Source organism: Thauera sp. 27 (assembly GCF_000310125.2).
Taxonomy (GTDB): domain Bacteria; phylum Pseudomonadota; class Gammaproteobacteria; order Burkholderiales; family Rhodocyclaceae; genus Thauera; species Thauera mechernichensis.
In genome coordinates, this window is the sequence record NZ_AMXB01000025.1 from 56588 (window position 1) to 69918 (window position 13331).

Here is a 13331-nt window from a genome sequence, read left to right on the forward strand (position 1 = left end):
CGGAGTCAAGAATGCACAAGAACACCACCTCATCAGTACTCCGCCGCACCCTTGCGGTCCTGATCCTCGGCAGTGCAGCGTCGCTCGCAGTCGCCGACACCACCTTGCTGAATGTGTCCTACGACGTCTCACGCGAACTCTACAAGGACATCAACCCGGCCTTCTCTGCGCACTGGAAGGCGCAAGGCGGCGACACGGTCACGGTCAACCAGTCGCACGGCGGCTCGAGCAAGCAGGCGCTTGCAGTCGCGGCGGGCCTCGAGGCCGACGTCGTGACGATGAACCAGTCGCCTGACATCGACATCCTGGTCGAGCGCGGTGGCTTGGTGGACGCAGACTGGCGCGCACGCTTCCCGCATGAGGCCACGCCCTACACCACGACCTCGGTCTTCCTCGTGCGCAAGGGCAACCCGAAGAACATCAAGGACTGGGACGACCTGGCCCGCGAGGGCCTGCAGGTGATCGTGCCCAACCCCAAGACCTCGGGCAACGGCCGCTACACCTACCTGGCCGCCTGGGGCTATGCGCTCGACAAGAGCGGCAGCGAGGGTGGTGCGCGTGAATTCGTCGGGAAGCTGTTCGCCAACGTTCCCGTCCTCGACGGCGGTGGCCGCGGTGCGACCACAACCTTTACCCAGCGCGACGTGGGTGACGTGCTGGTGACCTTCGAGAACGAAGCCATCCTGATTGCGCGCGAACTGGGTGAGGACAAGTTCGACGTGGTCTATCCGTCGATTTCGATCGACGCCTCGGCGCCGGTGGCCGTGGTCAAGTCGGTGGTCGACAAACGCGGCACCGCCAAGGTCGCCGAGGGCTATCTGCAGTTCCTGTTCTCGCCCGCCGGGCAGGAGATCATCGCCAAGCACAACTTCCGTCCGCGCGACCCCGCAGTCCTGGCGAAGAACGCGGCGAAGTTCCCGCCGGTACGCACCTTCACCGTCGATGAAAAGCTCGGCGGCTGGGCTGCAGTGCAGAAGGCGCACTTCGCCGACGGCGGCATCTATGACCAGATCGTGGTGAAACGCTGATGGCCACTGGAAAAACCTTCCGCGTGCTGCCGGGCTTCAATCTCACGCTCGGCTACACGCTCGGCTACCTGTCGCTGCTCGTGCTGATCCCGCTCGCCGCGGTGTTCCTGAAGACAGCCGAGCTGACGTTCGCCGAATTCTGGGAGGTCGTCACCTCGCCGCGGGTGGTGGCGTCCTACAAGCTGTCCTTCGGCATGTCGCTCGCGGCAGCGGCGATCAATGCGGTGTTCGGCCTGTTGCTGGCATGGGCGCTGGTGCGCTACTCCTTCCCCGGCAAGAAGCTGATCGACGCTCTGGTTGACCTGCCCTTCGCGCTGCCCACCGCGGTGGCCGGCATCTCGCTGACCGCGCTGTACGCCAAGAACGGCTGGTTCGGCCAGTTCCTCGAGCCGCTCGGCATCCAGGTCGCGTTCAAGCCGCTGGGCGTGCTGGTGGCGCTGGTGTTCATCGGCCTGCCCTTCGTGGTGCGCACGGTGCAGCCGATCCTCGAAGACCTGGACACCGAACTGGAGGAGGCCGCGGCCAGCCTGGGCGCGCAACGCTGGCAGACTTTCCGCCACGTGATCATGCCGATCCTGTTCCCGGCGCTGCTGACCGGCTTCGCGCTCGCCTTCGCGCGTGCCGTCGGCGAGTACGGCTCGGTGATCTTCATCGCCGGCAACATCCCGATGGTGTCCGAGATCACGCCACTGATGATCATCACCAAACTCGAGCAGTACGACTACACCGGTGCCACGGCGATCGCCACCGTGATGCTGATCCTGTCCTTCATCCTGCTGCTCGCCATCAACGGCCTGCAGGCATGGACGGCCAAACGCACCGGGAGGGACCGCTGAAATGGCTGGCGCAAGCACACTTCGCATCGGCGCAGGGGCCCACGCCGGCCAGACCCGCTTCGAGGCGCGCGCGGCGACGCGCGAAACCCCGCTGGTGAAATGGCTCATCCTCGGCACCGCGCTGAGCTTCTTCGCGATCTTCCTGCTGATGCCGCTGATCGCGGTCTTCGTCGAGGCCTTGCGCAAGGGCTGGGAGACCTATGTCAGCGCGCTGGTCGACCCCGACGCGCTGTCGGCCCTGCGCCTGACGCTGCTGGCCGCCGCGATCGCCGTGCCGCTGAATCTGGTGTTCGGCGTGTGTGCGGCGTGGGCGATCGCCAAGTTCGAGTTCCGCGGCAAGCACTTCCTGATCACCCTGATCGATCTGCCGTTCTCGGTGTCGCCGGTGATCGCCGGCCTGATCTACGTGCTGGTGTTCGGCGCTCAGGGCTGGTTCGGCCCATGGCTGTCCGACCATGACATCAAGATCATCTTCGCCGTGCCGGGGATCGTGCTCGCCACCGTGTTCGTGACCTTCCCCTTCATCGCACGCGAGCTCATCCCGCTGATGCAGGCGCAGGGCAAGGAGGAAGAGGAGGCGGCGATCGTGCTCGGCGCAAGCGGCCTGCAAGCCTTCTGGCATGTGACCCTGCCCAACATCAAGTGGGGACTGCTATACGGCGTGATCCTGACCAACGCCCGCGCGATGGGCGAGTTCGGCGCCGTGTCGGTGGTATCAGGCCACATTCGCGGCCTCACCAACACGCTGCCGCTGCATGTCGAGATCCTCTACAACGAATACCAGTTCGCGGCCGCCTTCGCGGTGGCCTCGCTGCTGGCCCTGCTGGCCCTGGTGACCCTCGCCCTCAAGACCTGGGTCGAGCACCGCGCCGCCGCAGCCCACCGCCTTTCACAGGACGACGCATCATGAGCATCCAGGTACACAACATCGACAAGCGCTTCGGCAGCTTCGTCGCCCTCGACGACATCTCGCTCGACTTCCCCACCGGCCAGCTCGTCGCCCTGCTCGGTCCCTCGGGCTGCGGCAAGACCACGCTGCTGCGCATCATCGCCGGACTCGAATCGGCCGACGCCGGCCAGGTGCTGCTCGACGGCGACGACGCCTCCGGCACCCACGTGCGTGACCGCCAGGTCGGCTTCGTGTTCCAGCATTACGCGCTGTTCCGTCACATGACGGTGTTCGACAACGTTGCCTTCGGCATGCGCATGAAGCCGCGCGGCCAGCGCCCGTCCGAAAAGCAGATCCGGGCTAAGGTGCACGATCTGCTCAACCTGGTGCAGCTCGACTGGCTGGCCGACCGCTTCCCGTCGCAGCTCTCCGGTGGCCAGCGCCAGCGCATCGCGCTCGCCCGTGCGCTGGCGGTCGAGCCGCGCGTGCTGCTGCTCGACGAGCCCTTCGGCGCGCTCGACGCCAAGGTGCGCAAGGAGCTGCGGCGCTGGCTGCGCAAGCTGCACGACGAGCTGCACATCACCTCGGTCTTCGTCACCCACGACCAGGAAGAAGCGCTGGAGGTGGCCGACCGCGTGGTGCTGATGAACCAGGGCCGGGTCGAGCAGGTCGGCACACCGGAAGAGGTCTACCGCCACCCGGCGACGCCCTTCGTGTATGGCTTCCTCGGGTCGGTGAACTTCTTCCACGGCCGGGTCGAAGGCGAGGGCCTGCGCGTGGGCGACGAGCATCTGCAGCACGGCGTCGGCACGCTCGACCAGGGCGCCGAGGTGGTGGCCTTTGCCCGCCCGTACGAACTCGAGATCGTCGTTGACGGCGGCGCAGGCCAGGGTATCGCCGCCCGCATCAGCCGCGTGCTCGCCTTCGGCGTGACCGCCCGCATCGAGCTCGACGGCATCAACGGCGCCACCGGGCAACACTTCGAGGTCGAGCTCACGCGCGAGCGGGTTGCCGCGCTCGGCCTGCAGGAAGGCCAGCACGTGCGCCTGCTACCATCGCGCCTCAGCGTCTTCGAACAACAGCACACCGCCGCCGCGGGAGCCGCACGATGAACTTCCAGCAGTTGCGCATCATCCGCGAGACGGTGAGGCGCGGGTTCAACCTGACCGAGGTGGCAAACGCCCTGTTCACCTCGCAGTCGGGCGTCTCCAAGCACATCAAGGACCTCGAGGACGAGCTCGGCGTCGAGCTGTTCACGCGCAAGGGCAAGCGCCTGCTCGGCCTCACTGCGCCGGGCAAGGAGCTGGTGGTGATGGTCGAGCGCATGCTGCTCGATGCCGCCAACATCAAGCGCCTGGCCGAGCAGTACAGCAACGCCGACCAGGGCCAGCTCACCGTCGCCACCACCCACACCCAGGCGCGCTACGCGCTGCCCACGGTCGTGGCGGCCTTCACGCGAGCCTTCCCCAAGGTGCACCTGAAGCTGCACCAGGGCAGCCCGGGCGAGATCGTGCAGATGCTGCTCGACGGCGAGGCCGACATCGGTGTCGCCACCGAGGCGCTGGCCGACGTGCCCGAACTGGCCTCATTCCCCTATTACAGCTGGCAGCACGCCGTGGTGGTGCCCGCCGGCCACCCACTCGAGGCAGTCCAGCCGCTGACGCTCGAAGCCATCGCCGAGCATCCGGTCATCACCTACCACGAAGGCTTCACCGGGCGCACCCGCATCGACAAGACCTTCGCCGCCGCGGGCCTGAAGCCGGCGGTGGTGATGTCCGCGCTCGACGCCGACGTCATCAAGACCTACGTCGAGCTCGGCCTCGGCGTCGGCATCCTGGCCTCGATGGCCTTCAGCCCCGAGCGCGACCCGGGGCTGCGCATGCTCGACAGCGACGCCCTGTTCGCCGGCAACGTCACCCGCATTGCGGTACGGCGCGGTCACTACCTGCGCGGCTTCGCCTACCGCTTCATCGAGCTGTGTGCGCCGGAACTGAGCGAGGCGGTGGTGTCGCATGCGGTCGGGGAGGTGAGCAAGTAGCACTGGCGTCCATCCCGGCCGTCATCAAGCGGTAACACGACCGGCGCACACTCCACGGGTCGAGGACCGACCTCGACGGCATCAGGCGTCCGGGTGGCCGGCAACCGCCGTACCCGCCTCCCTGCCCGGCCTCCTGCGCCCATAGCCAAGCCGCGAGGAAGCGCCATGCAGGTACTCTTTGTGGGCAAGGGCAAGGACTGTCGCGCCTTGCTCGCCGAAGCCATCTTCAACCACGTGTCCCGCGCCGGCTGCAAGGCAGGCCGCGCAAGCTGCGACGCCCCCGGGCCGCCGGCACGCGAGGCGCTCGAACTCCTGCGCGGCCAGGGCATCGCTGCCGGCGACTCGCCTCCCGACGCTCTTCCGCTGTCGTCCCTCCCGCACGCCGCGACCGGTGACGCCCCGATGCTGGTGGTCAGCGTCTGCGAGTCGCGCTGCGAGGGGCCATGCCCCTACTGCGACTCGAGCGCGCTACGCGCCCACTGGCCGGTGCACGACCCGCTGCAGCGTCATTTGCTGCCACATGACCCGACGTCGGAACTGCTCGACGTCTATCACATCCTGCGTGCCCGCATCGAACGCTCCATGCCGCTGCTCGAAGGCAGCCGCGCCGGCGACCCCGAACGGCTTCAGCGCGAACTCGACCGCATCGGGCACTTCCTGCCCTGAAGCCCGCCGCCCACTGACGGGCCGATGCCGCGGCCACTCAGCGCGCGAGGCTGGCATCCGGCTGCTCTTGAGCACTGCGGTGGAGCACTTCCAGGCGCGCAATCAGCGCCTCCGGCACGCTCTCGACGACCGCCACCTCCCCGGCATGGACGACACCCTGATTGCCATCGAGGGTGAGCAGTTCGCCTTCCGCAAGAGCCCGCCCACCGATGCGCACGACCCGCTCCGCTGCGTCGATCTGCAGCGCCTCGCAGCCGACCAGGCAAACCTTGCCGAGCTGGCGCGCGACCACCGCAGCGTGCGAAGTGCGCGCACCACGGTGGGTCAGCAGCCCCTCGGCGAGGTCCAGCGCCGCGATGTCGCGCGTCTCGGCATCTTGCCGTACCAGGATCACGCGCGCACCTGCGGCACAGCGGGCGCGGGCACGCCTTTCGTCGAGGACGATCTCGCCGCTGGCGATCCCGCTCGACGCGCTTGAGGCTTGTGCGAGCGGCTCGGGCCCGCCGCCATCGATCGCTGCCAGCCGCCGCTGCACGAGCGCCCGGGCATCCAGCCCATAGGTGCGCTCGCGCGCGGTTGCGGCGTCGATCACCCCCTCGTCGAGGAGGTCGAGCGCGATGCGCGCGGCAGCCAGCGCAGTGCGCTTGCCGGCACGCGCCTGGAGCAGGAAGAGTCGCCCGTCCTGCACCGTGAATTCGAAGTCCTGCATGTCGCCGAAGGCCTGCTCGAGCCGACCGCAGATGCCCACCAGATCCTCCCAGATCGAGGGCGCGACGCTCGCAAGCTCGCCGTGACCGAGCGCACTGCGGCGGCCGCTGACGACGTCCTCACCCTGCGCGTTGAAGAGGAAGTCGACCCAGGGCTGCGGCTCACCGCTGCTCGGGTCGCGCGTGAAGCCGACGCCTGCCCCGGACAGGCCGCCGGCATTGCCGAACACCATGCGCTGCACCGTCACTGCGGTGCCCATGCCATGGTCCAGACCGTGCAGGTCACGGTAGGTGCGCGCCTTGTCGCTGCGCCAGGAGGCGAACACGGCTGCAATCGCCTGCCTGAGCTGTGCGTGCGCATCCTGCGGAAAGGCCTCGCCCGCCTCTCTGCGATAGGTTTCGAGATGGCGGCCGGCAAGCGCGCGCAGCGCGGCGAAATCGAGCAGGCGCTCGTCAAGGTCGCCGCGCACAGCGTCAAGGTCGGCCTCGAAGTGCGCGGAATCGATGCCGGCAACGACCTCGCCATAGCCTGCGATAAGGCGCCGGTAGGCATCCCAGGCCAGGCGCGGATGACCCGTCACACGCACGAAGCCGGACAGGGTCGACTCGGTCAGACCGATGTTGAGCAGGGTTTCCATCATGCCAGGCATCGATGCCGGCGCCCCCGAGCGCACCGACAACAGCAACGGATGGCGAGCATCGCCCAGGCGTAGCCCACAGTGCTTTTCCAGCGTCTCCAGGGCAGGGCGCCAATGCCATTCACCGAGCGCAGCCGGGTCGGCGCACCAGCCGGTGCCGATCACGAAGGCCGGCGGCACCGGCATGCCGAGCGCCGCCATGCGCGCCAGGTTCCAGGCCTTGGCACCGAGGATCTCGGGCCCGCTGTGCTTCGGAAGGGGCTCATCGCCCTGGATGAGCAGCACGACACGGGCGTGCAGGTGGTCGGTCCCAGCGCTCATTCGCCCACCCGCACGCGGCTGAAGGCAAGCCGGCGCACGCCGTAGCCGGTGGCGAGCAGCCAGTCGGTCGCGGCCTCGAGCGCCTGCGCAAAATCGGTACTCAGGTTGAGGGTGGCGGCATCGCTCACGTGCTCGGCGAGGGCACGGCGCACGTCCCTGAGCAGCACGTCGCACTGACGCTCGGCATTGAGCACGCGCCAGAGCGCGGCGACGAACTCTTCATGGTCCTCGGCGCTGCTGCGCTCGCCCAGGGTGCGGGCAATCTCGAGCGCCCGCACATGGTCCTGTGCAGCGGTGAGTACCGCATCGGCAAGCAGTTGCATGGACTGGTGCACTTCGCCACGCCAGCCGCGGTGGTGATCGGAGGCGATCAGGGACAGCAGGAAGGCGGCCTCCTCAAGGGCATCGGCGACGTCGTCAGCCGTCTCCACCACCTCGGCGAAGGCCTGCCAGCGCGGCCGCGCCTCGGCACGCGCACGTGCATCCATGACGAGCTGGTCCGCAGCGCGCTCCCAGTCCTTGGCGCGTTCGGCAAACACGCGTGCAGCCTTGCGGTCGCGCTCGTAGCCGTGGGCGAGGCCGTCGCGCAGGCCTTCGGCCATCGCATGGCAGTAGGCCGCATGCTCGGCGAGCAGGTCGAATTCGTCATGGCGGTGCAGGTAGCGTGCGAGCAGCAAGCGGGCATCGTCGGCCACGAGGGCGAGCGGCTGGTGCTGCTGCGCGGCCGCCGACGCCAGCGCCATCACGTCGAGCACGAAGCCGCGCGCACGCTCGGTGCCCATGACCACATCGAGACGGTCGCCGATGCGGAAGTAGTCGGGACCGAGGGCCTGCATCGCCCCGAAGATGAGCCGCTCGCCGCCGGCCTCGAGCCAGGCCATGTGGCCGACCCGGCGGCGCGCCGACTCGGCCAGGATGGCTACCGCATCGCCCTTGCCAACGAACTGCTCGAGGCGCTTGCGCGCACGGTTCCAGTCGATCAGGAAGACGATGCGTGCGCCGATGCATTCCAGCGTCGTCCACAGGCTCATCTCGTCGCTGCAGCTGAAGCGTGCGGTGCCGACATAGTAGGCAGCGCCGGCGTTCAACCCCGCGCGAGTGCGCGCCTGGGCCTCGCCCCAGCTCGCGCCCACCTCGCACAGCAGCGACTGGAAGAACGCGAAACGGCGGCTATGGAGGTCGGAATAGGTCAGGCTGACCTCCAGCACCTCGACCTGTATCACCAGCACATGTGCATCGTTGGTACCGATGTCGTTCTGCAGCAGCAGGCGGTCGCCATCGCGCGTGGCGGCGGTGTCGAGACCGGGATGCTGCAGCTTGAGCGCGCGCGTCTGGTTGAGACCGCGCATGAACGCGGCGATCCGCGGCCGATCTTCGGCCTCGATCTGCCAGACGTGGGCGCCATCGATGTTCTCGCTCGACAGTTCGGCCGCCAGGCGGTTGATCGCCTTGTGCAGATCCATCACCAGAAGGTGCAGGCTGTCGTCCTTGCCACGCTTGCCGCTGGTCAGCGCCTGCAGGTCCGCCGCCGACAAGGTGTCGGGCGCAAGCTGCGCCAGCCATCCGCACCAGTGCTCGACCCGCTGCACGAGCGCCTCGTCCGCATCGACCGGGCGCGCCATGACTTGCAGATCCTCGACGAGGCAATCGCGCAGCCTGGACAGTTCGGGCAGATGCAGCAGCTTGCCTTCGCGAAACGCGTTCGCGGGCAACTCGGCAAGCCAGCCCGCCTTGAGCCCGGCAGCGGCGAACTCCCGCGACAGATCGAGCGCCGGAACACCCTCGCCGGACGCGCGCTGCTGGGCCGCCTGCAGCAGGCTCAGGTAGAGCTTGAGCCGGTCGTTCGCCGCCAGCGCAGCCCGCACCCGAGCCGGCCTGAGCAGCTCCGTCTGCCCAAGACTGGCGACTGCTTCGAGTTTCTCCATGGCACACCCCCGATATCTACCGGAATTCTCGGCGGTGAATGTGACAGGCAGGTAACAGGCAACCGACTGCGCGCAGTGAAGTACGCGATCGCGCCGGCCAACGAAAATTCACGAAACTGAAATAACCATGTCAAGGTCGTGGCGCACACTTGCAGCCAAACTTCGCAGGAAGCGATTGACATGGCGACGCCGAGGCCCGTTACCCGCGCGACTCCCCCTGGGAGGCGTCGCAGCGATCGTCCACCGGCGGCGCACAGGACCGTCCCGGACGGCAAGGCCCTGTACCGCCGCTTGCTTGTGTTCAACGACGGCATCGTCGCCCAGGCCGACCCCTTTGGCCTCAGCGCACCTATCCTGCACGCCCAGCTCGCTTGGCTGATGCACCCGCAGGAACTGGCAGAACATCTGAGCGCACTCACGACCGACCTCTGGCACCTGCAACTGCACAGCTTCCGGCGCGCCTGCGGGCTGCCGAGCCCGGACCCCATCAGGCCGCATGCCGACGACCCCCGCTTTACCGATCCGGTGTGGACCGAAGCGCCGACCTGGGACCTGGTCAAGGAGTGGTACCTCGCCCTCACCCACCACATGCAGGACATGCTGTACGTAACACCGGGCTTGTCGGGCAAGGAGCGGCGACGCGCAGCGTTCTGGTGGCGCAAGTGGCTCAACGCCGTCGCGCCCACGAACTACCTGTTGACCAACCCGATCGCCCTGCGCCGCTTGGCCGAGACGCGCGGCGAAAGTCTGTGGCAAGGCCTCCAGAACATGCTGGAGGACCTCGGTGCCGGCAATGTGCGCATGACCGACCCCGACCACTTCAAGGTCGGCGGAAACCTTGCAACCACGCCCGGCGCAGTGGTTTTCCGCAACCACCTGCTCGAGGTCATCCACTACGCGCCCACCCGGCCCCAGGTCCATGCCGAGCCGGTAGTGATCGTCACACCCTGGATCAACAAGTTCTACGTGCTCGACCTCACTCCGAAGAAGAGCATGGTGCGCTTCCTGCTGGACCAAGGCCTGGACGTCTTCATCACGAGCTGGAAGAACCCCGACGAGTCGATGCGCGGCACCCGCTTCGACGACTACATCTGCGACGGCGTGGACGCGATCGTGCGCGTTGCACGCGACTTCACCGCCGCCGAGCGGGTGCATGCCGCAGGCTACTGCATCGGCGGCACCGCGCTGGCGATCTACATGGCGTGGGCGGCGAGGCACTACGCCGAGGACGCCATACCGGTGCGCGACTGGACGCTGTTCACCACCCTGGTCGACTTCCACAAGCCGGGCGACATCGAGGTCTTCATCGATGAAGGCAGCATCGCCCACCTGTCGGCGCAGATGGCGCGCAAGGGCTACCTCGACGGCCGCGACATGGCCGCCTCATTCCGCCTGCTGCGTTCGAACAGCCTCGTGTGGCACTACGTGGTGCATGGCTGGCTCTACGGCGAATCGCCCGCCCCCTTCGACGTCCTGTTCTGGAACATGGACACCACGCGCATGCCTCAGGCCATGCACAGCTGGTATCTGCGCGAGCTCTACCTGCACAACCGCCTGATCGAGCCCGGCGCCCTCAACGTGGCCGGCGAAACGATCGACCTGCACGCGATCCGCCAGCCACTCTACGCAGTCGCCGCCGAGGACGACCACATCGCCCCCTGGCAGCAGACCTTCCGCACCGTCCACCACATTGCGGCGGAGAAGCGCTTCGTACTGTCGAGCTCGGGCCACATCCTGGGAATCGTCAACCCTCCCGCACGCCCTCCCAAGCGCCGCTACTGGGCCGACACGGCGCACCGCGCCGACAAGCCGCTGCAGTGGCGCGACCGCACCGAGGCGCAGGCCGGAAGCTGGTGGGAGGACTGGATGCAGTGGCTCAAGCCGCGCGCCGGCGAGCTCGTAGACGCACGGCCCGCCAGCGACGAGCGCTACCCCAGCCTTGGCGACGCCCCAGGTTCCTACGTATTGGAGGCATGAGGACGCACCGTCTCAGCGCATGCAGGGCATGCGTCCCGCCACCGCACTATTTTTTGATGTCACCAGGAGAAGCCATCATGAACGTCCCTACCATGCCTTGCCCGCAAGACACCGGCAACGCGCTGCTTGCCGCTCACAGCCCCGCCGGGAGCACCCCTGCCAACTTCTCCGAATCCCGCGCTGGCGCATCGGCACAGCACAGGAACGGCGTTGCCGCCCTGGTTGACGACCAGGATGCGCTGGCCGCCTGGCAAAGAAACCTCGCCGTGCTGCGTTCGAAAGCCGGCAACTGATCTGTAACCCGGCCCTGACGCGAGGAAGGGCCGCACCAAGCGCTTCCGCGGGCAGCACGTCTCTGCTTCTTGGCTGCGGAATCACCATTACGCGCCACCCACAGCGAACTCATCACGCGCGTATGCGTCTCTGTCTGCGCCCCCACCCACCAAGCGCACGCAGACATGACCACCCTCCGCCTCATCCTCGGCGACCAGCTCAACGCCGCCCACTCCTGGTTCCGCAGCCCGCGTCCAGACGTGCTGTACGTGATGATGGAGGTGCGCAGCGAGACCGACTACGTGCGCCACCACGCGCAGAAGGTGCTGGCGATCTTCGCCGCGATGCGTGCCTTCGCGGCCGCACTGCAGGCCGCCGGGCACCGCGTGCGCTACCTGAAGATCGGCGACACCGACAACCGCCAGTCCTTCGCTGCCAACCTCGCCTTGGTAGCAGGCGAATGCGGAGCAACCCGCTTCGAGCGCATGGAGGCCGACGAATGGCGAGTGGAAGGGCTGCTGGACGAGTCCGCACAGGCGCTTGCCCTGCCGCATGAGGTGTTCAGCAGCGAGCACTTCCTCGCCGAGCGCGCCGAACTCGCCCGGCGCTTCACCGCCAAGGTGCCGCGCATGGAGTTCTTCTACCGCGACATGCGTCGCCGCCACCGCATCCTGCTCGACGCCGAGGACAGCCCTGTGGGCGGAGTATGGAACTTCGACGCGCAGAACCGCGAGAAATGGCCCGGCGATCCGCCCGCGCCCGAATGGCCCTGGGCCGGTCATGACCTGACGGCGCTTTGGGGCGAGATCACCGCCGCCGGCGTGGAGACCATCGGTGCGCCGCACGCCGGGCGGGTACGCTGGCCGCTGACCCGGCGCGAGGCGCGCGCCGGCCTGGCGCGTTTCATCGAACACGCCCTGCCCTGGTTCGGGCCTTATCAGGACGCGATGAGCACGCGCTCGACCACGCTGTTCCACTCCGGCCTGTCGTTCGCACTCAACGTGAAACTGCTGCACCCGCGCGAAGTCATCGATGCGGCGGTCGCTGCCTGGCAGCTTGGCAAGGTCGAACTCGCGAGTTGCGAAGGCTTCGTGCGCCAGATCCTGGGCTGGCGCGAATTCGTCCGTGGGGTGTATTGGGCGCGCATGCCGAGCTACGCGCAGGGCAACGCGCTCGACGCGCATCGGCCGCTGCCAGCCTGGTACTGGACCGGCGAGACGAAGATGAACTGCCTGCACCACGCGGTTTCGCAATCACTCGATAGCGCCTACGCCCACCACATCCAGCGCCTGATGATCACCGGCAACTTCGCCCTGCTCGCCGGCTGCGATCCGGACGAGGTCGACGCCTGGTACCTCGGCATCTACACCGACGCCTTCGAATGGGTGGAGATGCCCAACACCCGCGGCATGAGCCAGTTCGCCGACGGCGGCGTGATCGCCAGCAAGCCCTACGCTGGCGCGGCGAGCTATATCGGCAAGCAGTCCGACTACTGCAAGACCTGCACCTACGACCCCAAGCGCCGCCACGGCGCCAGCGGCAGACCCGCCTGCCCCTTCAACAGCCTGTACTGGGATTTCCTGCTGCGCCACGAGGCCCGCTTCGCACGCAACCCGCGCATGGCGATGCCTTACAAGGCGTGGGCGAAGATGGACGAAGGCGAGCGCGCCGCAACGCTGGCGCAGGCGATGGACTATCTGGGCAAACTGGATGCGCTCTGACGCCGGTCGCCTTCAACCCCTCGCGGCTGGCGCCGCTCCTACTGCGGGAACGGACACCGCGGCGCCCCCCGGTAGGAGCGGCGCAAGCCGCGCGCTTTTCATCGCACCCACCCGACGCCCGTCGCCTTCAACCCCTCGCGGCTGACGCCGCTCCTACGGCGGGAACAGACACCGCGGCGCCCCCCGGTAGGAGCGGCGCAAGCCGCGAGCTTTTCATCGCACCCACCCGACGCTCGTCGCCTTCAACCCCTCGCGGCTGGCGCCGCTCCTACGGCGGGAACGGACACCGCGGCGCCCCCCGGTAGGAGCGGC

At 67.9% G+C, this 13331-nt stretch carries 11 protein-coding genes; 9 read left to right on the top strand and 2 right to left on the bottom strand.

Translation table 11 applies throughout. The annotated features are described in order from the left end of the window. Window positions 1-11 precede the first annotated feature (11 nt). The 6 genes from B447_RS14085 to B447_RS14110 all read left to right on the top strand — a co-directional run bounded on the left by B447_RS14085 (window position 12) and on the right by B447_RS14110 (window position 5457). The gene (locus tag B447_RS14085; protein WP_002941432.1) at window positions 12-1028 is read left to right on the top strand and encodes a sulfate ABC transporter substrate-binding protein; all 1017 of its coding nucleotides are present in this window, start codon (window positions 12-14) and stop codon (window positions 1026-1028) included. Then, window positions 1028-1864, top strand: coding sequence for a sulfate ABC transporter permease subunit CysT (gene cysT, locus B447_RS14090; protein WP_002941434.1), 837 nt, complete (start codon window positions 1028-1030; stop codon window positions 1862-1864). Before B447_RS14085 ends, cysT begins: the two co-directional genes overlap by 1 nt. A 1-nt stretch (window position 1865) precedes the next feature. After that, the gene (cysW, locus tag B447_RS14095) at window positions 1866-2774 is read left to right on the top strand and encodes a sulfate ABC transporter permease subunit CysW (protein ID WP_002941435.1); all 909 of its coding nucleotides are present in this window, start codon (window positions 1866-1868) and stop codon (window positions 2772-2774) included. Beyond that, complete coding sequence (locus tag B447_RS14100) at window positions 2771-3865, top strand: sulfate/molybdate ABC transporter ATP-binding protein (RefSeq protein ID WP_002941436.1); 1095 nt, start codon at window positions 2771-2773, stop codon at window positions 3863-3865. The genes cysW and B447_RS14100 overlap by 4 nt, the downstream gene beginning before the upstream one ends. Then, complete coding sequence (locus B447_RS14105; RefSeq protein WP_002941438.1) at window positions 3862-4791, top strand: CysB family HTH-type transcriptional regulator; 930 nt, start codon at window positions 3862-3864, stop codon at window positions 4789-4791. Before B447_RS14100 ends, B447_RS14105 begins: the two co-directional genes overlap by 4 nt. Window positions 4792-4956: 165 nt before the next feature. Next, entirely contained in the window at window positions 4957-5457 is a 501-nt protein-coding gene (locus B447_RS14110; RefSeq protein ID WP_002933391.1) for a hypothetical protein, read from the top strand. Window positions 5458-5494: 37 nt separating this feature from the next. Here the strand turns inward: B447_RS14110 and B447_RS14115 are convergent, their stop codons facing one another. Together B447_RS14115 and B447_RS14120 are read right to left on the bottom strand one after the other, a co-directional pair. Then, complete coding sequence (locus tag B447_RS14115) at window positions 5495-7123, bottom strand: PEP/pyruvate-binding domain-containing protein (RefSeq protein ID WP_002941440.1); 1629 nt, start codon at window positions 7121-7123, stop codon at window positions 5495-5497. Then, complete coding sequence (locus B447_RS14120) at window positions 7120-9048, bottom strand: DUF47 family protein (RefSeq protein WP_002941444.1); 1929 nt, start codon at window positions 9046-9048, stop codon at window positions 7120-7122. The genes B447_RS14115 and B447_RS14120 overlap by 4 nt, the downstream gene beginning before the upstream one ends. A 291-nt stretch (window positions 9049-9339) precedes the next feature. On the opposite strand from B447_RS14120, the gene B447_RS14125 reads away from it, so the two are divergent. From B447_RS14125 to B447_RS14135, 3 genes are all read left to right on the top strand, one after another. Further along, window positions 9340-11025 (top strand): PHA/PHB synthase family protein, encoded by a 1686-nt coding sequence (locus B447_RS14125; protein WP_002941447.1) that lies wholly within the window; start codon window positions 9340-9342, stop codon window positions 11023-11025. 77 nt (window positions 11026-11102) lie between these two features. After that, complete coding sequence (locus tag B447_RS14130; protein WP_002941450.1) at window positions 11103-11318, top strand: hypothetical protein; 216 nt, start codon at window positions 11103-11105, stop codon at window positions 11316-11318. Between the two features lie 165 nt (window positions 11319-11483). Next, window positions 11484-13019 carry a cryptochrome/photolyase family protein gene (locus B447_RS14135; protein ID WP_002941453.1) on the top strand — a complete coding sequence of 512 codons (1536 nt, stop codon included), beginning with the start codon at window positions 11484-11486 and terminating at the stop codon, window positions 13017-13019. The last annotated feature ends 312 nt before the right edge of the window (window positions 13020-13331 follow it).

Coding starts and splice junctions, on each gene's coding strand:
- B447_RS14110 (WP_002933391.1), top strand. CDS start 4,957: ATGCAGGTACTCTTTGTGGGCAAGGGCAAGGACTGTCGCGCCTTGCTC.
- cysW (WP_002941435.1), top strand. CDS start 1,866: ATGGCTGGCGCAAGCACACTTCGCATCGGCGCAGGGGCCCACGCCGGC.
- B447_RS14105 (WP_002941438.1), top strand. CDS start 3,862: ATGAACTTCCAGCAGTTGCGCATCATCCGCGAGACGGTGAGGCGCGGG.
- B447_RS14115 (WP_002941440.1), bottom strand. CDS start 7,123: ATGAGCGCTGGGACCGACCACCTGCACGCCCGTGTCGTGCTGCTCATC.
- B447_RS14100 (WP_002941436.1), top strand. CDS start 2,771: ATGAGCATCCAGGTACACAACATCGACAAGCGCTTCGGCAGCTTCGTC.
- B447_RS14120 (WP_002941444.1), bottom strand. CDS start 9,048: ATGGAGAAACTCGAAGCAGTCGCCAGTCTTGGGCAGACGGAGCTGCTC.
- B447_RS14135 (WP_002941453.1), top strand. CDS start 11,484: ATGACCACCCTCCGCCTCATCCTCGGCGACCAGCTCAACGCCGCCCAC.
- B447_RS14085 (WP_002941432.1), top strand. CDS start 12: ATGCACAAGAACACCACCTCATCAGTACTCCGCCGCACCCTTGCGGTC.
- B447_RS14130 (WP_002941450.1), top strand. CDS start 11,103: ATGAACGTCCCTACCATGCCTTGCCCGCAAGACACCGGCAACGCGCTG.
- cysT (WP_002941434.1), top strand. CDS start 1,028: ATGGCCACTGGAAAAACCTTCCGCGTGCTGCCGGGCTTCAATCTCACG.